Raw genomic sequence first — 17118 nt, forward strand, 5'->3', positions numbered from 1 at the left:
CTGACCGGTGGTGGTGACTGCCCGGGTTTGAACGCGGTGATCCGGGCGGTGGTCCGCACAAGCGATTCCCGCTACGGGTCAGCGGTGGTCGGCTTCCAAGACGGCTGGCGCGGACTACTCGAAGACCGCAGGGTGCAACTGTCCAACGACGACCGCAACGACCGCCTCCTGACCAAAGGCGGCACCATGCTCGGCACCGCCCGCACCCACCCCGACATCCTGCGCGCCGGCCTCGACCGGATCACACAAACCCTCGACGACAACGGCATCGACGTCCTCATCCCCATCGGCGGCGAAGGCACCCTCACCGCCGCCTCCTGGCTCGCCGACGAAGGCGTCCCCGTCGTCGGCGTCCCCAAAACCATCGACAACGACATCGACTGCACCGACGTCACCTTCGGCTTCGACACCGCCCTGACCATCGCCACCGACGCCATCGACCGCCTCCACTCCACCGCCGAATCCCACCAACGCGTCATGCTCGTCGAAGTCATGGGCCGCCACGCCGGCTGGATCGCCCTCAACGCCGGCCTCGCCTCCGGCGCCCACATGGTCCTCATCCCCGAAGTCCCCTTCGACGTCGAAGAAGTCTGCTCCCTCATCAAACGCCGCTTCCAACGCGGCCACTCCAGCTTCATCTGCGTCGTCGCCGAAGGCGCCAAACCCGCCGAAGGCACCATGGAACTGCGCCTCGGCGGCACCGACGAATTCGGCCACGAACGCTTCACCGGCGTCGCCCACCAACTCGGCGTCGAAATCGAAAAACGCATCAACAAAGAAGTCCGCACCACCGTCCTCGGCCACGTCCAACGCGGCGGCACCCCCACCCCCGCCGACCGCGTCCTCGCCACCCGCTACGGCGTCAACGCCGCCGACGCCGCCCACGCCGGCAAAACCGGCAACATGGTCTCCCTCCGCGGCACCCAAATCGGCCTCGTCCCCCTCGCCGACGCCGTCAAACAACTCAAACGCGTCCCCCGCGAACGCTACAACGACGCCGCCGAATTCTTCGGCTAACCGCCCGAAACGTACGCACCCCGTCCCGGGCGGACCGAGGTCACCGTCGGGACGGCGTGACCGGACGCCGCCACGACGCCGGGGAGTTCGTCGGTGATCCGTTCCGCCGCCCCGGCGGGAGCCAGGGCGACGACGGTGCCGCCGAAGCCGCCGCCCGTCATCCGCGCGCCGTAGGCACCGAGTCGTACCGCCGTCTCGGCGATGAGATCGATGGCCGGAACAGTGATCTCGAAGTCGTCGCGCATCGACGCGTGCGAGGCGCTCATCAGCGCGCCGAACGCGACATGATCCGCGGCCCGGAGGGCCGCAGCGGCCTCGAGCACGCGGCGGTTCTCGCCGAGGACGTGCCGGGCCCGGCGACGGGTCTCGTCGTCCGCCAGGCGTTCCCACGCTCGGTCCTCCGCGTCGCGCAGCGATGGCACGCCCAGCTCCGCGGCCGCCCGCTCGCAGGCCTCGCGGCGGCGCCGGTACTCCCCCGCGACGTGCCGGTGCGGCGAGTGCGAGTCGATCGCGAGCAGCACGTCATCGCCGAGCCTCAGCGGCACGGGTTCGGTTGTCAGTGTGCGGAAGTCGAGCAGGAGCGCGGTGCCCTCAGCACCGTACAAGCTGCTCATCTGGTCGAGGAGCCCGGTCGGCGCGCCCACGTACTCGTTCTCCGCGCGCTGCGCGATCCGCGCGAGCTCCGTGCGGTCCGTGCCGTGGGGCGCCAGCGCCAGCAGGACCGCACACTCCAGCGCGGCCGAGGACGAGAGTCCCGCTCCCACCGGCACGTTCGAGCGCAGCCGCAACGCCCCGGCCGGTACGTCGATCCCGTGCGCCCGTAAGGACCATACGCAGCCCGCCACGTAGGCCGCCCAGCCGCCGACCCCGCCCGGCGCGGTGCCCAGCGGGATCACCACCGTTCCGTCCGCCTGGGCGGAGGACACCTCGAGCGCGGAACCGACGGGCGCTGCGTCGAACTCGGCGACGGTGCCCGCCTTGAGGGCGATGGGCAGGGCGAAGCCGTCGTTGTAGTCCGTGTGCTCGCCGATCAGATTGATCCGGCCGGGTGCGAAGGCGCGCACCGTCATCCGATCACCGCCCGCAGCTCGCCGGCGATGGTCTCCGGGGTCTTGTCCGTGACGAAGGCGTCGCGCCCGGACTCGGAGCCCGCCAGGTACTTCAGCTTGTCGGTGCTGCGGCGGATCGAGAAGAGCTCCGCGTGCAGGTAGCCCTCAGCGGCCTCGGACCGGTACTGGTGCCACGACGCGATGTACGGCAGCGGCTCGTCGTAGAGCGCGTCGAAGGCCCGCAGCAGCACCAGGTACACCTCCGCGAGATCGTCGGCCTCCGCATCGGAGAGCTCGGACAGGTTGCGCACATGTCGATTCGGGTAGACGTGCGCCTCCACCGGCCACTTGGCGGCGTACGGGACGAACGCGGTCACGTGCTCCGTCCGCACGAGGATGCGGGTACCGTCGGCGATCTCCGCGGCGAGCACGTCCTCGAAGAGATCCGCACCGTGCTCGGCCCGGTACTGCGCAGCGGTGCGGAGCAGCGTGGCGGTGCGCCGGGTGCGGAACGGGTAGCCGTAGATCTGGCCGTGCGGGTGCGGCAGCGTCACCCCGATCTCCTCGCCGCGGTTCTCGAAGCAGAACACCTCCTCGATGTCCCTGCGGGCCAACAGTTCCGCGGTCCGATGGCTCCACGCGTCGATCACCAGCCGCGCGTGCGCCCGCGAGAGTCGAGCGAAGGATCCGTCGTGGTCGCTGGCGAAGCAGACCACCTCGCACCGCCCGATGCCGGACCTCTCCACCCGCAAGGGATCCGCGGCACCGTCCGGCTCCCGCTCGAAACCGGGCGGCGTGGCGAGCGACGGGAACCTGTTCTCGAAGACCACCACCTCGTAGTCCTCGGCGGGGATCTCACTGGAGAGCCCGGTGGGGTCTGGGCACAGCGGACACATCGCCCGCGGCGGCTTGTACGTGCGCTCCTGCCGTGCAGGGGCGATGATCACGCCGTCCCCGGTCGTCGGATCCCGCCGCACGGTGGTCACGGGCACGACGGGGCGGGCGGGCAGGTCCCGGCGATCCACCCCGATGCGCGGCCGCGAATCGGAGGAGAAGAACAGGATCTCCCGCCCGTCCGCCAGACGGGAGACGGTGGGCTCGGCGATCGTGCGGTTCACGGCGCCGCGCCCCGAACAGTCACCGGCCCGACGCCCGTCAGGCCAGGTCGTCCTGGCGCATGAGCTGGCGCGCGGCCTCGGTCACGGAACCGGAGAGCGACGGGTAGACGGAGAAGGTCTGCGCCACATCGTCCACGGTGAGGCCGTTCTGCACCGCGACGGTCACCGGGAGGATCAGCTCGGAGGCGTTGGGCGCGACCACGACACCGCCGATCACCATGCCCGTGTTGGGGCGGCAGAAGATCTTGACGAAGCCGCGCCGCAGGCCGGACATCTTGGCGCGCGGGTTGGTCGCGAGCGGCAGCATGACCGTGCGCGCCTGATAGGTACCGTCGTCGATCGCCGCCTGCGAGACGCCGACGGTGGCGATCTCGGGGCGGGTGAAGATCGCCGAGGAGACGGTCTTGAGCTTGACGGGCGAGACGCCCTCACCCAGCGCGTGGTACATCGCGACGCGGCCCTGCATGGCGGCGACGGAGGCGAGCGGCAGCACGCCGGTGCAGTCGCCCGCGGCGTAGATGCCGGGGACCTTGGTGCGGGATACCCGGTCGACGGGGATGTAGCCGCCCTTGTTCAGCTCGATCCCCACGTCTTCGAGGCCGATACCCGCCGTGTTCGGGATGGAGCCGACCGTCATGAGGCAGTGCGAGCCCTCGACGGTGCGGCCGTCGGTGAGCCGCACGACGATGCCGTCCTCGGTGCGCTCCACCTTGTCCGCATAGGCGCGCTTGACCAGCGAGACGCCGCGGTCGACCAGCGCGTCCTCGAGCACGAGGGCGGCGTCCTCGTCCTCGTGCGGCAGCACTCGGTCGCGGGAGCTGACCAGGGTGACCTTGATGCCGAGCTCGGTGTAGGCGTGCACGAACTCGGCGCCGGTGACGCCGGAGCCGACCACGACCAGGTGCGTCGGGAGCTCGGCCAGGTCGTAGAGCTGGCGCCACGTGACGATCCGCTCACCGTCGGGCTGCGCGGACTCCAGGACCCGGGGCGAGGCACCGGTGGCGACCAGCACCACGTCGGCCTCGAGGGTCTGCTCGCCGCCGGTCGGGGTGACCACGTTCACCACGTGCTGCGCCATCCCCGGGTTGCTCGGCGCGAGCGAGGCGGTGCCGCGGATGATCCGCACGCCCTCGCCGACGAGCCTGGCCCGGATGTCCGCCGACTGCGCCGACGCGAGGTCCTTGACGCGGTTGTTGATCCGCTCGACGTCGATCTCGACGCGCTCGAAATGCAGCTCGATCCCCAGGTCGACGGCGCGCCGGGTCTCGGTCCGGATGCCGGTGGAGGCGATGAAGGTCTTCGACGGGACGCAGTCGTACAGGACGCACGCGCCGCCGATCCCGTCGGACTCGACCACCGTGACGTCGCCGCCGTGCGCCACCGCCACGAGCGCCGCCTCGTACCCCGCCGGACCGCCGCCGATGATCACGATGTTCGTCATGGCATCCACGCTATCGTCCGCGCCCCCGCCGCGTGCGGCCACGGTCCCGCTCGGCCGTCCAGTGCGGGCGGGCGCGCTAGAGTTCAGTCTGTGCCGATCTACGCCGCCTACGGCTCCAACATGCACCCCGACCAGATGGCCGAGCGCGCCCCGCACTCGCCCATGGCAGGTACGGGGTGGCTGCGCGGCTGGCGCCTGACGTTCGCCGGTGAGGACATCGGCTGGGAGGGCGCGCTCGCTACCGTCACCGAGGACCGGTCCGACCCGGACGCCAAGGTTTTCGTGGTGCTCTACGACGTGACGCCGGACGACGAGCTCTCCCTGGACCGCTGGGAGGGCTCCGAGCTGGGCATCCACGTCAAGCTCAAGGCCCGCGTCGACCTCATCGGCGGCGGCTCCACCCTGGCCTGGCTGTACGTGGTCGACGCCTTCGAGGGCGGCCTGCCCTCCGCCCGCTACCTCGGCGTGATGGCCGACGCGGCGTACATCGCCGGCGCCCCCGAGGACTACGTCCTCGACATCCGCACCCGCGAGTCCCGCAACGTCGGCCCCGGTCCCGGCGCCTCCGCCGACGGCCCGGAGTAGTCGTTCAGGCGGCGTCCAGCCCGCAGGCCGACGGTGCCAGCTCGTCACGCAGCTACGCGCCGAGCGGGTGCCGCTCCAGGTACTCCGCGACCGCCTGGCGCATCACATCGGACGGCGTGCTCTGCGCACCGTCCGCGTACGCGGCGAGCTGCTCATCCAGCTCGCGCGGCAGCCGCACCGTACGCACCGGCGACTTGCCCCGGCCGGCCTCGTCCGCAGCCGGTCGGCCCATCTTCAGCAGCGGCCCCGCCAGCGTGCCGGGAACCGGCCGGAACTCGCCGGCCTCCACCGCATCGGCCATCGCCTCGTACCGCTCCTCCGACCGCGCGACCTTGCGCGCCGCACGAACCGCATCCCCCTTGGTCGCGTACCGGCCCGTGACCGACGACCTCGCAGTCTTCGTGGCCCGCCCCGCCGAGGGGCTGGCCGTCTTCTTGCCCGTGCTCATCGCTTCTCCCCTCTCTGTGGTCGCTGTGCGCGAACCGGGTCCAACCCGCAGAGCCGAGTCACCACGACGATCTCCACACCACAAGTGTATGACACTTACGATGAGGCGTCCATCGGTCTGCGGCGGCAGAGTTCGCCGACGGCGGTCCCACCCGGAACTCGCCCTGCGCAGCGGAGTGCTCGTGGCTAGGCGGAGGCGAAGACCACGTTGGTGAAGACCTTCACGCCGATCTCCAGCGCCCGCTCGTCCAGGACGAAATCGGGCTGGTGCAGGTCGTACTGGCGGCCCTGGCCGGACCACACGCCGAGCCGCGCCATCGCGCCGGGCGCCTCCTCGAGGTACCAGGAGAAGTCCTCGCCGCCGCCGGACTGCGGGGTGTCGACGGCACCGTCGGGCGAGACGGCGCGCGCCGCGTCGGCGAGGCGGGTGGCGGCGAGGTGGTCGTTGATGACCGGGGGGACGCCACGGGTGTAGTTGACCTCGTGCTTGATCCGCAGGGGCGCGAGCAACTCGGCGATGATCTCGCGCACGAGCGGCTCCAGCGACTCCCAGATCGGGTGTTCGCCGGTGCGGACGGTGCCGTGCAGCGCGCCGATCTGCGGGATCGCGTTCGGTGCCGAGCCGGCGTTCGCGGCTCCCCACACCATGATCGTGCCGGAGCGCGGGTCCACGCGGCGGGACAGCACGCCGGGCAGCCCCGTGATCACGGTGCCCATGGCGTAGATCAGATCGCTGGTCAGATGCGGTCGCGAGGTGTGGCCGCCGGGCGAGTGCAGGATCACCTCGACGTGGTCGGCGGCCGAGGTGATCGCGCCGGAGCGGACGCCGATCTTGCCGACCTCGATGCGGGGGTCGCAGTGCAGCGCGTAGATCCGGGAGACGCCCCGCATCACCTCGTCGCGCACCGCCGACAGCGCGCCGCCGGGCATGACCTCCTCGGCGGGCTGGAAGATCAGGCGCACGCCCACGGGGAGCCGGCCGGCCCGGTCCAGTTCGGCGAGCGCGAGGCCGGTCCCGAGCAGGATCGAGGTGTGCGCATCGTGCCCGCAGGCGTGCGAGACGCCCGGCGTGGTGGACTGGAAGTCGAGGCCGGTGGCCTCGTGGATCGGCAGGGCGTCCATGTCGGCGCGCAGGGCGACCCGCTCGCCGCGGGCCGGCCCGAGATCGCACACCAGGCCGGTCGTGGAGAGCTTGCGCGGGTGCAGACCCGCCGCCGTCAGGGCCTCGAAGACGGCGCCCGTGGTGCGCTGCTCGCGCCAGGACAGCTCGGGGTGCGTGTGCAGATCGCGCCGGAACTCGCGGAGCCAGTCACCCTTGCGCCGCAGCCACTGGTCCACGTACGCGGCCCTCGAGAGATCCTCACCCGCAGTCCCGCTCGCCGTGCCCGTCACCGTCCGCCTCCATCTCTGCCGCGGCGCCCGGCCCCGGTCAGCAGCCGCGTGCGCTCATCCTCGTCCTCCACGACCGCAGCGAAGGCTGCGGCCAGGGCCAGGGCGCCGTCGCGCACGGCCCGATCGGCGGATTCGCTCGCGGCGGCGGCCGTGAACTCCGGTTGGTGGGTCACCGCCCCGCCGGTCTCGAGGCCGATCAGCGGATGGATCGACGGTACAGCGTGGCTCACATTGCCCATGTCGGTACTCCCCAAGGGCACCAACCGCTCGAACTCCGGCGCCACCGGCGACCGGCCGATCGCGACCGCCGCCGCGCGGTAGGCGTGCGCCAGCGCGTCGTCGCTGCGCAACTCGGTGTACGCGGGCGAGACCTCGGTCAGCTCGTGGGTGCAGCCCGCTGCCAGCGCGCCCGCGGCGAAGCAGTCCCCGGCCCGGGCGGTGAGCCGCTCGAGCGACTCCGCATCGTCGGCCCGCAGGTAGTACAGGAGTTCGGCGGCGGCGGGCACGACATTCGGCGCGCTCCCGCCCTCGCTGACGATGCCGTGCAGTTGCTGTCCCGGCTCCAGGTGTTGGCGCAGCAGCCCCAGCGCGACCTGAGCGACGGTGGCGGCGTCCCCCGCGTTCCGGCCGGCCCACGGCGCCGCGGAGGCGTGCGCCTCGCGGCCGGTGTACCGGATCGCGAGGTCGGCGAGGGCCAGGGTGCGGGTGCGCACCACGTCGAAGGGCGCGGGGTGCACCATCCCCGCGCAGGCGAGGCCGTCGAAGGCGCCGCGCGCCAGCATGAGTACCTTGCCGCCCCCGGACTCCTCCGCGGGAGTGCCGTAGACCTCAACGGTGATGCCCAGCTCGTCGGCCACGGAGGCCAGCGCGGCGCCCGCGCCGACGGCCGCCGCGGCGATGATGTTGTGTCCGCAGGCGTGCCCGATGCCCGGCAGGGCGTCGTACTCGGCGAAGACGCCGACGCGCAGCAGGCCGGAGCCGGCGCGGGCGACGAAGGCGGTCTCCAGGCCGGCGATCCCCCGTTCGACCGCGAAACCGTTCCCCGCCAGGGCATCCGCGACCAGCGCGGAGGCGTGGAACTCCTCGAAGGCGAGCTCAGGGCGCGCGTGCACGGCGTGGCTCACGGCGACCAGGTCGCCGTACATCCGGTCGACGGTGCCGGTGAGCGCCTCCAGGAGGGAGGTGACGCGGTCGGTCACCGTCAGCCGAACTTGACTTCGGTCGTCGGGACGGCGAGGTCCGCGAGGAGCGGCGCGTGCAGGTCGTTCTTGATCTTGTTCAGCGTGGGACCGTCCGCGGCGGCGTTGGCAGCGGCGAGGGCGGTCGCGGTGGACAGCAGCTCGGCCTCGGGCACGGCGGAGCCGACGATGCCGGCGGCGACCGCGTCGCCGCCGCCGTAGCGCCGGCCCGTGGTCATCGCCTCGAGGGCGCTCTGGTAGGGCAGCCGCGAGCGCAGCAGGGTCGCCATGCCCTGGGTGAAGCCCATCTTGAGGCTGACCTCGGGCAGGCAGAAGAAGCCGCGGTCCGCGCGCATCACGGCGGAGTCGCACGAGAGGGCGAGCATGGCGCCGGCGCCGAAGGCGTGGCCGTTGATCGCCGCCACCGTGGTCATCGGGAAGGTCAGCAGGCGGCTGAAGACCGTGTGCACGCGGTCCAGGTACGCGGGCAGCTCGCCGGCGTTCGCGAGGATGTACATCACGTCGAGGCCGTTGGAGAAGAACTTGCCGGTGGCGGTGACGACGAGCGCGGCGGGCGCGCCGGCCGCCTGCGCCTCGATCTCGTCCAGTCGCGCGTGAACGGCCTCCACCCAATCGGGCGAGAACCGGTTCTCCGGGTTCGTCTCCGACAGCTCGACCCCCTCGTCCCCCAGGTAGAGCGTGAAGACGTCGTCGGTCCGCGTGACATAAGGCATGGCGATCACGATAGCCGCTAGCATCGTGAGACATGGCGCATGATCCGGCAGCACGAGACTTCGGCATCGATGATCCATCCACAGCCGCGCGGGAGGCCGCGACGGCCGTGCGCGCGGCGACCGGGGGCGAGGCCTTCGACGTGGCCGTCGTCCTCGGCTCCGGTTGGGCGCCGGCCGCGGAGGCGCTCGCCGCGCGCGGGGTGGAGACGGGCTCCGTGGCCATGGCGGACCTGCCTCATTTCGCCCCGCCAAGTGCGGCCGGCCACAAGGGCACCGCGATCGCGCTCGTCGTCGGGGGCAAGCGGGTCCTCGTGCTGCTGGGCCGCACCCACGCCTACGAGGGACACGACCTCTCGCGCGTGGTGCACCCGGTGCGTACCGCGTGCGCCGCGGGCGCACGCACGGTCATCCTCACCAACGCCGCAGGCGGCCTCCGCGAGGGCATGTTCGTGGGCGAACCCGTGCTGATCGCCGATCACCTCAACCTCACCGCGCGCTCACCGCTCGTGGGCGCGCAGTTCGTCAACCTCGTCGACGCCTACTCCCCCGCGCTGCGGGCGCTGGCGCAGAGGGTCGACCCGTCGCTGAACGAGGGCGTCTACGCCGGCCTTCCCGGCCCGCACTACGAGACTCCCGCCGAGATCCGCATGCTGCGCACGCTGGGCGCCGACCTGGTGGGCATGTCGACGGTGCACGAGACCATCGCTGCCCGCGCCGAAGGTGCTGCGGTGCTCGGGATCTCGCTCGTCACCAATCTGGCCGCCGGCATCACCGGCGAACCGCTCGATCACCAGGAGGTCCTCGAAGCGGGCCGCGCGGCCGCGGCCCGGATGGGCGGCCTGCTCGCCGACGTGATCGAGGCGATCCAGGCATGAGCGCGCCACTCCCGGCGGACGCCCGTGCCTGGATCGACGCCGACCCCGACCCCGTGACCCGCGCCGAACTCGAGGCGCTCAGCGGCGACGAGCTCGCCGAGCGCTTCGCGGCACCCCTGACCTTCGGCACCGCGGGCCTGCGCGGCCCGGTGCGCGGCGGGCCGGCGGGTATGAACGTCGCGGTGGTCACCCGCGCCACCTGGGCCCTCGGCGAGTGGCTCAAGGGCAAGTGCCTGGGCGGCGGCACCGTCGTCGTAGGGCGCGACGCCCGGCGCGGCTCCGAAGCCTTCTTCGCCGCCGCGACCGAGGTTCTCGCGGCGCAGGGATTCGCCGTCGTGGCGCTTCCCGAGCCCGGTCCCACGCCCTGGGTGGCCTTCGCGACACGCGCGCTCGGCGCGGTCGCCGGCGTGCAGATCACCGCCTCGCACAATCCGCCCGCCGACAACGGCTACAAGGTCTACGTGGGCGGCGGCGCCCAGCTGGTCTCGCCCGCGGATGCGGAGATCTTCGAGCTCATCACCGCGGCCCCGCCCGCGAAGACGATCGCCCGTGCCGCGGCGCCGGCCGACCCGCGCGCGACCGAGGTCGTCGCGGCCTACCTGGACCGCGTCTCCTCGCTGCGCCCGGCGCCCGCCGCACCCCTGCGGATCGCCCTGACGCCGATGCACGGCGTCGGCGGGAAGGTCGCGGTGGAGGCCCTGCGCCGCAGCGGTTTCGACGACGTGCACGTCGTCGAACCGCAGTTCGCGCCGGACGGCGAGTTCCCGACGGTGGCCTTCCCCAACCCCGAGGAGCCCGGCGCTTCGGATCTGCTGCTCGCCCTCGCGGAGCGGGTGGACGCCGACCTCGCGGTCGCCCTCGACCCCGACGCCGACCGGTGCGCCCTCGGCGCCCGCTTCCCCGACGGGTGGCGGATGCTCACCGGCGACGAGTCCGGCGCACTGCTCGGCGCGCACCTGCTCGACGAACCGCTCGCCGGGGCACCGTCGGATCCCCTGGTGGCCACGACGATCGTCAGTTCGGAGCTGCTCGGCGCTATCGCGGAGGCGCACGGCGCGCGGTACGCCCGCACCCTGACCGGCTTCAAGAACCTCGTGCGCGCGGGAGACGGCCTGGTCTTCGCGTACGAGGAGGCGCTCGGCCTCTGCGTCGATCCGGCGACGGTGCGCGACAAGGACGGGATCTCCGCCGCGGTCGTCGCCGCCGGGTACGCCGCGGCCCTGAAGGCGTCGGGCCGCGGCCTGCCCGATGCGCTGGACGCGCTGTATCGCCGCCACGGCGTGTACCTCTCGGGCCAGTACGCGCTGCGCGTCGACGACGTCTCCCGCATCGCCGCGATCATGGCGGCCCTCCGCGCCAATCCGCCCGGCGAGGTGGCGGGCATCGCCGTGGGCTGTGCGGATCTGCTGGCGGCGCGGCCCGCGACGGACGCGCTGGTCTTCCGGGGCAACGGGGTTCGGGTCACGGTGCGGCCCTCCGGAACCGAGCCCAAGGCGAAGTTCTACCTGGAGGTGGTCGAGCCGGTGTCGGACGGTGATACCGGCGACGCCGAGGCGCGCGCCCGCCTCCGGCTCGCCGCCGCGACCGAGACGGTGCGTCAGTGGGCGGCCCTCGGGTGAGCCGGGCGGGGCGCCCGGGGAACCCGGCGCGCGGTCGGGTGATCGCAGTGTCCGTCCTGGTGGGAGTTCTGATCGTGGTCGGGGCGGCCGTCGCCGCCACCGCGTACGTCAGTGAGCGCAGGGCTCCCGAGCCGGTCCGTCTCGCCGCGCCGCCCTCCTCCTCGTCGGCCACGCAGTCGCCGGCCGCACCGTCGTCGGCCCCGCAGCCGCCCGCGCCGCCGGCCCCCGCACCGTCGATCCCCGGCACCGACGCGCTCGGTTTCCTGGGCACCCCGGCGCGCTGCGCCGACGGTGACACCGCGCGCATGATGGTGCTGACCCCGCGTTCCCAGGCCGTGGTGTGCGAGCACGCGGGGGCGCTGTACTACGCGGGCTGGCGCATGGACGATCACGCCGGCACCCGCATCGAGGGCGTCCTCCCCGCCGGCCCCGGCTGGGTCGCACGTGCCCCGGACGCGACGATCAACATCACGCCCGCGGGCCTCGCGATCAGCACCCCGCGGGGCGAGTTCACCGAGCCCGCGACGGGCTTCTGGGCGACGCCCTAGCGTTCGGGGCTCAGGTCCAGCGCGGACCGAACTGACGGTCGCCGGCGTCGCCGAGGCCCGGAACGATGTAGGCGTTCTCGTTGAGCCCCCGGTCGACGGTGGCCGTCACCAGGCGGACGGGATGACCGCAGTCGGCCAGTGCCTGCACGCCCTCCGGCGCCGCCACCACGCACACCGCGGTCACGTCGGTCGCGCCGCGCCGCGCGAGCAGGCTCAGTGTCTCCACCATCGAGCCGCCCGTGGCCAGCATCGGGTCGAGGACGAAGACCGGGCGGCCGGCGAGATCGGCCGGGAGGGACTGGAAGTAGGGCTCGGGAACGTGGGTCTCCTCGTTGCGGCCCATGCCGACGAATCCGACCTGCGACTCGGGCAGCATCGCGTGCGCCTGATCGACCATGCCGAGGCCGGCGCGGAGCACCGGCACCAGGAGCGGCGGCGCGGCGAGCGCGGCACCGTCGGTCACCTCGAGCGGGGTGGTCACCCGCACGGCCTCGACGGTGGCCCCGCGCATGGCCTCGTAGACCAGCATCTGGGTGAGTTCCTTGAGCGCGGCGCGGAAGGACGCGTTGTCCGTCGTCTCGGCACGGAGGGCGGTGAGCCGGACGGCGGCCAGGGGGTGATCGACCACGGTGATCTGCATGCGGCCAGCGTATCGGGAACCGCGCGCGGTCCTGGGGCGTCCAATCAATGAGGGGGTATTGCGATGGAAGCATTTCGGATGACGACGAGCGCGGTCGCCGCGGCGGGGAACGAGTTGGGGTCGCTGGCCGCGGCGGTGGCCGGGGCCGCAGGGGCCGGCGCCGTCTCGGCGGCGGCGCTCACGCCGGTCTTCGGGCTGGTCGGCGGTGACTACCTCGCCGAGCTGCTGGGCGCGGTGACCGCCGCGGACGGCGAGGTGGCGCGCCTGGCCGCCTTCTACACGTCGGCGGCGGCGGGCGCCGTCCGGACCGCGGCGTCGGCGGTCTCGGCGGACGCCGGCGGGGCCGGGGCGCTGCTCGGGCTGGTGACGCCGTGAACGGCATCGTCGCGGCGCTGGCGGCGCCGCTGCGGGCTCTGTTGGACGCCTTCGGCTCCGGCGATCTCACGACCGCCGGGGTGGATGCCGCGATCCGCGGCGTGGAAGCCGAGCTGGCGAGGGTGAGCGCGCAGACCGACACGGCCAGGGTCACCGTGGGGCGGGAGTGGACGGGACTGGACGCGACCACCGCGCAGGCCACGATCGGCCGCGGCGGCACCGCCGCCGGTGCACTGGCGCAGCACACCGGCGCGATCCGCGCCTCGGTTACGAGCGCCGCGCAGGTCGTGAGCCGGGGCCGCGTCCGGCTGCAGGCGATCCTCGACTCCTTCGTGAGCAAGGCCGAGGCGGCGAATCCGACGCTGCTCAATCCGACCGGGCTGATCGCGGTGCTCACGCTCGCCGCGGAGCACCTGCAGCAGGCCCTCGACGTGCTGCGCTCGGTGCGCGAGGAACTCGACGGCGAGACCGGGACCGTCGCCGGGCTCGCCGGGAGCACACCGAGCGCGCCGGGCACCGTCGACGGTGGCGCGGCGACCACCCCGGCATCGACCACCGCGGCCGCGACACCGGCGGCGGCCGCGCCGTCCGGGAGCGGCGGAGGCACGGGTTCGGGTGGTGGGTCCGGCAGTGGCGGATCGCCGCTCGGGGGTCTCACCTCGGCCCTCGGCTCCGCGGCACAGGGCGGTTCGGGCAAAGGCGGCTCGGGCAAAGGCACAGGCGCGCAGACGGTGTCGGCCTCCCGCCGGTCCGGCAGGTCGACGGTGACCGCCGACGGCAAGGGAGGCTACGACGTGCGCCTCCCCGACGGCACCGTCGTCAAGGCGCCGAATGCGAAGGCCGCCGCGGCGGTGCAGGCCGCGCTCACCCAACTGGGTGTGCCCTACGCGTGGGGCGGAACGACGGCAGGGGTGGGGCTCGACTGCAGCGGGCTGACGCAATGGGCGTACCGGCAGGCCGGGATCGAACTGCCGCGCACCGCTGATCAGCAGGGCGTGGGAGCCGCCGTCAGCGCGTCCGACCTGCGCCCGGGGGATCTCGCGGTGTGGAGCGGGCACGTCGCGATGGTGATCGGCGGGGGCAAGATGATCGAGGCCGGTGATCCCGTCCAGATCTCGTCCATCCGCACCGACAACATCGGCCAGCAGTTCCACGGCTTCTTCCGGCCCACGGGGTAGCGATGAGCGCCTCGCTGTGGCTCGTCGCCGCCCCGACCGAACGAAACCTGATCGGCGCGATCGTCATGGCGTCCGCCGATCAGTCCTGAACTCCACCTGGAGCTGGCACGCGTAGCCGCGAAGGCCGCTCTGCTGAACGGCCGCAAGCCCGATCCGCGCGTACTGAAGGTGCTGCGGAAGTACTCCGATCCTCTGGCCGACGCCGAGCCGGAGTAGTGCACTAGTGTGGGCGCCATGGCGTCTGACATCGTCCCGATCGAACTCGGCCTCACCGATGGTCCGGTGTACACCCTGTGGGCACCGCGCTGGCGGGACGGGGAGGATGAGTGGGAGGCGTTCCTGGGCCTCGACGAGGACCTGTACGGCTTCTCCTCGGTCGCCGAGCTGGTCGCCTTCGCCCGCAGCGGCAAAGCGAACGACTTGGACGATCACCCGGCGTGGGAGGCCCTGACCACCCTCCCCGCCGAGGCCTTCGTGCCCCGCGACGACCGCAGCTTCGACCTGATCTCGGTACCCGAGCTGGCGGCCGAAGAGCCCACCCCCGAGGTGATCGCCGAGCTGGAGGACACGCTCGAGATCGTCGGCCTGATCGGCGAGGTCTGCGAGCTGATCGACGTCACCAAGTTCTTCAACGGCAACCCCGTGCTCGGCACGGTCCGGATCGGCACCCGCAACTTCGAGGGCCGCGAGGGCGCGGAGATGTGGCACAAGGTCGGCCAGATCATCAGCCGCAAGTGGGACGACGTGATCGACGCGATCGAGAGCGTCGTCAGCGCACCGAAGGTCTCGGCCACGCTGACCGAGGCCGCCGCCGAGGAACTCGCGGCCGCCGAGGAGAAGGCCGCGGCGCTCGCCGCCGACGCCGAGGATCTCGACGACGACCTCGATGACGTGCCCGGGCTGGACACCGACGACCTCGATGCAGACGACGACGAGTTCGAGGACGACGACGCGACCGAGGACGGGACCGCGGAGGACGACGAGGACGACTTCGAGGAGGACGACTCCTTCTGGGGCCAGGTCGGCATCGACCCGATCAAGATCATCACCTCCACCGGCGAGTACTACACCCTGCGCTGCTACCTGGACGACAGCCCCGTCTTCCTGGGCCGCAAGGGGAAGATCTTCGTCTTCGACTCCGAGGGCGCCCTGGCGCGGTACCTCGCGGACGACGACGACACCGATCTGTCGTCCGTCTCCACCTACGACGAGGTGCGGGTGGCCGCGACCGACGGGTCGCTGGAGATCGAGGTCTACGACGACAACGTCTACGTGCTTCCCGGGATCGGCGAGGACATCGCCGACGGTCCGCGCCGGATCGATCGCGACCAGCTCGATCTCGCGGTGGAACTGCTCCTGGACTCGGCCGACTTCGCCGAGGACACGTCGGTCCGCGAGGCCCTGCGCCCCACCACCCCGCTGGGCTTCTTCGTCTCCTACGCGCTCGATCCGCAGCCGCGCCGGCTGGCACCGTCGGGCCCGTTCGACAACGAGGCCGAGGCCTGGCGCGCCCTCGAGCACGACTTCGAGGACCGGCTCGTCTCCAAGTGACCGCGCCCGCGGCGGCCCGCGGCCGTGATCGGCCCGCGCGCCGCCATGGGGCGGCCGGCGTCAGCCGATGAGCACCGCGTAGCCGGGCTTGATCACGTCGTCGATGAGCGCGAGCCGCTCGTCGAAGGGCAGGAACGCGGACTTCATGGCATTGATGGTGAACCGCTGCAGGTCACTCCAGCCATAGCCGAAGGTCTGCACCAGCGTGAGCATCTCCGCGCTCATCGTGGTGTCGCCCATCAGCCGATTATCGGTGTTCACCGTCACGCGGAACCGCAACCGGGCCAGCACGTCGAACGGGTGCTCCGCCATCGAGGTCACGGCCCCGGTCTGGACGTTGGAGCTGGGGCACATCTCGAGCGGGATGCGCGCGTCCCGCACGCGCGCCGCGACCCGGCCCAGCACCGCGGACGAGACGTCGGTGGAACCCGGTTCGATGCCGGCGATGTCGTCGACGATGCGCACGCCGTGACCGAGGCGATCGCAGCCGCAGAAGGCCAGCGCCTCGTGGATCGAGGGCAGGCCGAACGCCTCGCCCGCGTGAATGGTGAAGGGCGCGGAATGATCCCGCATGTACTCGAAGGCGTCGAGGTGGCGGCTGGGCGGGAATCCCGCCTCCGCCCCGGCGATGTCGAAGCCGACGGCGCCGCGGTCGCGCCAGCGCACCGTCAGCTCGGCGATCTCCCGCGAACGGGCGGCGTGCCGCATCGCGGTCACCAGACAGCGCACCACGATCGGGCGGCCCGCGACGCGGGCCGCGGACTCCCCCGCGGCGAATCCCGCCAGCACGGCCTCCATCACCTCGTCGAGCGAGAGCCCGCCCTCGAGGTGCTGCTCGGGCGCGAACCGCACCTCCGCGTAGACGACGCCGTCCGCAGCGAGATCCTCGGCGCACTCGCGCGCCACCCGGGCGAGCGCCTCCGGGGTCTGCATGACGCCGACGGTGTGCTCGAAGGTCTCGAGGTACTTCACCAGCGAGCCGGAGTCGGCCGCCTCTCGGAACCACGTGGCCAACTCGGGTTCGGTGGTGGCGGGGAGGTTCGCATAACCGGTCTGCTCCGCCAGCTCGAGGACGGTCGCGGGGCGCAGCCCGCCGTCGAGATGATCGTGCAGCAGCACCTTGGGCGCGCGACGCAGGGACTTCAGATCGATGGGTGTCGGGCCGACCGGATTCGCCATAGGGCAAAACTACCGGCTCCGCCTCCACCGCGCCGTCCGGAATGACGATGCGCCGTCGGGAATGACGATGTCGGGACGGCCGGGCCGGCGGCGGAGGTGCGGCCGACACCCGGTCGCGACTGCGAACGAGCGCCACCGATCGGATACCACGCCGTCCGCGCGCACGCCATCGCGGAATCGTTGAGGAATTCC

At 72.4% G+C, this 17118-nt stretch carries 17 protein-coding genes; 8 read left to right on the forward strand and 9 right to left on the reverse strand.

Annotated features, from left to right (window positions below; translation table 11 throughout):
• Positions 1-1017, forward strand: a 1017-nt coding sequence (locus AC21LY_RS22365) for an ATP-dependent 6-phosphofructokinase (RefSeq protein WP_489048776.1), incomplete at its 5' end; no start/stop codon positions are given.
• Here AC21LY_RS22365 and galK read toward each other — a convergent pair.
• From galK to AC21LY_RS22380, 3 genes are read right to left on the reverse strand one after another with little or no spacing between them, the layout of a single operon-like run.
• Entirely contained in the window at positions 1014-2087 is a 1074-nt protein-coding gene (gene galK / locus AC21LY_RS22370) for a galactokinase (RefSeq protein ID WP_489048777.1), read from the reverse strand. The two genes, AC21LY_RS22365 and galK, sit on opposite strands and share 4 nt — an antisense overlap.
• Positions 2084-3184, reverse strand: coding sequence for a galactose-1-phosphate uridylyltransferase (galT, locus tag AC21LY_RS22375; protein ID WP_489048778.1), 1101 nt, complete (start codon positions 3182-3184; stop codon positions 2084-2086). Before galT ends, galK begins: the two co-directional genes overlap by 4 nt.
• A 37-nt stretch (positions 3185-3221) precedes the next feature.
• Positions 3222-4625, reverse strand: a complete 1404-nt coding sequence (locus tag AC21LY_RS22380; protein ID WP_489048779.1) for an NAD(P)H-quinone dehydrogenase — start codon at positions 4623-4625, stop codon at positions 3222-3224.
• Positions 4626-4715: 90 nt separating this feature from the next.
• Between AC21LY_RS22380 and AC21LY_RS22385 the strand changes: the two genes are divergently transcribed.
• A complete protein-coding gene (locus AC21LY_RS22385) occupies positions 4716-5210 on the forward strand; it encodes a gamma-glutamylcyclotransferase family protein (RefSeq protein WP_489048780.1) in 495 nt (164 codons plus the stop codon).
• Positions 5211-5262: 52 nt separating this feature from the next.
• On the opposite strand, the gene AC21LY_RS22390 is transcribed toward AC21LY_RS22385, so the two are convergent.
• The 4 genes from AC21LY_RS22390 to AC21LY_RS22405 form a co-directional block, all read right to left on the reverse strand.
• Positions 5263-5658 (reverse strand): CopG family ribbon-helix-helix protein, encoded by a 396-nt coding sequence (locus AC21LY_RS22390; RefSeq protein WP_489048781.1) that lies wholly within the window; start codon positions 5656-5658, stop codon positions 5263-5265.
• 185 nt (positions 5659-5843) lie between these two features.
• A complete protein-coding gene (locus tag AC21LY_RS22395) occupies positions 5844-7049 on the reverse strand; it encodes an amidohydrolase (protein WP_489048782.1) in 1206 nt (401 codons plus the stop codon).
• Positions 7046-8194 carry an amidohydrolase gene (locus tag AC21LY_RS22400; RefSeq protein WP_489048853.1) on the reverse strand — a complete coding sequence of 383 codons (1149 nt, stop codon included), beginning with the start codon at positions 8192-8194 and terminating at the stop codon, positions 7046-7048. The genes AC21LY_RS22395 and AC21LY_RS22400 overlap by 4 nt, the downstream gene beginning before the upstream one ends.
• A 56-nt stretch (positions 8195-8250) precedes the next feature.
• Entirely contained in the window at positions 8251-8961 is a 711-nt protein-coding gene (locus AC21LY_RS22405) for an enoyl-CoA hydratase/isomerase family protein (protein ID WP_489048783.1), read from the reverse strand.
• A 32-nt stretch (positions 8962-8993) separates the two neighbouring features.
• Between AC21LY_RS22405 and AC21LY_RS22410 the strand changes: the two genes are divergently transcribed.
• Genes AC21LY_RS22410 through AC21LY_RS22420 form a run of 3 tightly spaced genes read left to right on the forward strand, consistent with a single transcriptional unit; the run spans position 8994 to position 12003 of the window.
• Positions 8994-9836, forward strand: a complete 843-nt coding sequence (locus AC21LY_RS22410) for a purine-nucleoside phosphorylase (protein ID WP_489048784.1) — start codon at positions 8994-8996, stop codon at positions 9834-9836.
• Entirely contained in the window at positions 9833-11455 is a 1623-nt protein-coding gene (locus AC21LY_RS22415) for a phospho-sugar mutase (RefSeq protein WP_489048785.1), read from the forward strand. The genes AC21LY_RS22410 and AC21LY_RS22415 overlap by 4 nt, the downstream gene beginning before the upstream one ends.
• A gap of 59 nt (positions 11456-11514) precedes the next feature.
• Positions 11515-12003 carry a hypothetical protein gene (locus tag AC21LY_RS22420; protein ID WP_489048786.1) on the forward strand — a complete coding sequence of 163 codons (489 nt, stop codon included), beginning with the start codon at positions 11515-11517 and terminating at the stop codon, positions 12001-12003.
• A gap of 10 nt (positions 12004-12013) precedes the next feature.
• Here the strand turns inward: AC21LY_RS22420 and upp are convergent, their stop codons facing one another.
• The gene (gene upp / locus AC21LY_RS22425) at positions 12014-12643 is read right to left on the reverse strand and encodes a uracil phosphoribosyltransferase (protein WP_489048787.1); all 630 of its coding nucleotides are present in this window, start codon (positions 12641-12643) and stop codon (positions 12014-12016) included.
• Between the two features lie 78 nt (positions 12644-12721).
• On the opposite strand from upp, the gene AC21LY_RS22430 reads away from it, so the two are divergent.
• The 3 genes from AC21LY_RS22430 to AC21LY_RS22440 all read left to right on the forward strand — a co-directional run bounded on the left by AC21LY_RS22430 (position 12722) and on the right by AC21LY_RS22440 (position 15747).
• A complete protein-coding gene (locus AC21LY_RS22430) occupies positions 12722-13018 on the forward strand; it encodes a hypothetical protein (protein WP_489048788.1) in 297 nt (98 codons plus the stop codon).
• On the forward strand, positions 13015-14196 hold the full coding sequence (locus tag AC21LY_RS22435; RefSeq protein ID WP_489048789.1) for a C40 family peptidase: 1182 nt from the start codon (positions 13015-13017) through the stop codon (positions 14194-14196). The genes AC21LY_RS22430 and AC21LY_RS22435 overlap by 4 nt, the downstream gene beginning before the upstream one ends.
• Positions 14197-14430: 234 nt before the next feature.
• Positions 14431-15747 (forward strand): primosomal protein, encoded by a 1317-nt coding sequence (locus AC21LY_RS22440; RefSeq protein WP_489048790.1) that lies wholly within the window; start codon positions 14431-14433, stop codon positions 15745-15747.
• Positions 15748-15807: 60 nt separating this feature from the next.
• Here AC21LY_RS22440 and AC21LY_RS22445 read toward each other — a convergent pair whose 3' ends face one another.
• Positions 15808-16926 carry an adenosine deaminase gene (locus AC21LY_RS22445; RefSeq protein ID WP_489048791.1) on the reverse strand — a complete coding sequence of 373 codons (1119 nt, stop codon included), beginning with the start codon at positions 16924-16926 and terminating at the stop codon, positions 15808-15810.
• Between the last annotated feature and the right edge of the window lie 192 nt (positions 16927-17118).

This window comes from Tsukamurella sp. II2bb, from assembly GCF_057815145.1.

Bases quoted from the DNA above. Each gene is read 5' to 3' on its own strand.
- galK (WP_489048777.1), bottom strand. From the start codon at position 2,087: ATGACGGTGCGCGCCTTCGCACCCGGCCGGATCAATCTGATCGGCGAG.
- AC21LY_RS22380 (WP_489048779.1), bottom strand. From the start codon at position 4,625: ATGACGAACATCGTGATCATCGGCGGCGGTCCGGCGGGGTACGAGGCG.
- AC21LY_RS22390 (WP_489048781.1), bottom strand. From the start codon at position 5,658: ATGAGCACGGGCAAGAAGACGGCCAGCCCCTCGGCGGGGCGGGCCACG.
- AC21LY_RS22400 (WP_489048853.1), bottom strand. From the start codon at position 8,194: ATGTACGGCGACCTGGTCGCCGTGAGCCACGCCGTGCACGCGCGCCCT.
- AC21LY_RS22405 (WP_489048783.1), bottom strand. From the start codon at position 8,961: ATGCCTTATGTCACGCGGACCGACGACGTCTTCACGCTCTACCTGGGG.
- AC21LY_RS22410 (WP_489048784.1), top strand. From the start codon at position 8,994: ATGGCGCATGATCCGGCAGCACGAGACTTCGGCATCGATGATCCATCC.
- AC21LY_RS22415 (WP_489048785.1), top strand. From the start codon at position 9,833: ATGAGCGCGCCACTCCCGGCGGACGCCCGTGCCTGGATCGACGCCGAC.
- upp (WP_489048787.1), bottom strand. From the start codon at position 12,643: ATGCAGATCACCGTGGTCGATCACCCCCTGGCCGCCGTCCGGCTCACC.
- AC21LY_RS22430 (WP_489048788.1), top strand. From the start codon at position 12,722: ATGACGACGAGCGCGGTCGCCGCGGCGGGGAACGAGTTGGGGTCGCTG.
- AC21LY_RS22440 (WP_489048790.1), top strand. From the start codon at position 14,431: ATGGCGTCTGACATCGTCCCGATCGAACTCGGCCTCACCGATGGTCCG.
- AC21LY_RS22445 (WP_489048791.1), bottom strand. From the start codon at position 16,926: ATGGCGAATCCGGTCGGCCCGACACCCATCGATCTGAAGTCCCTGCGT.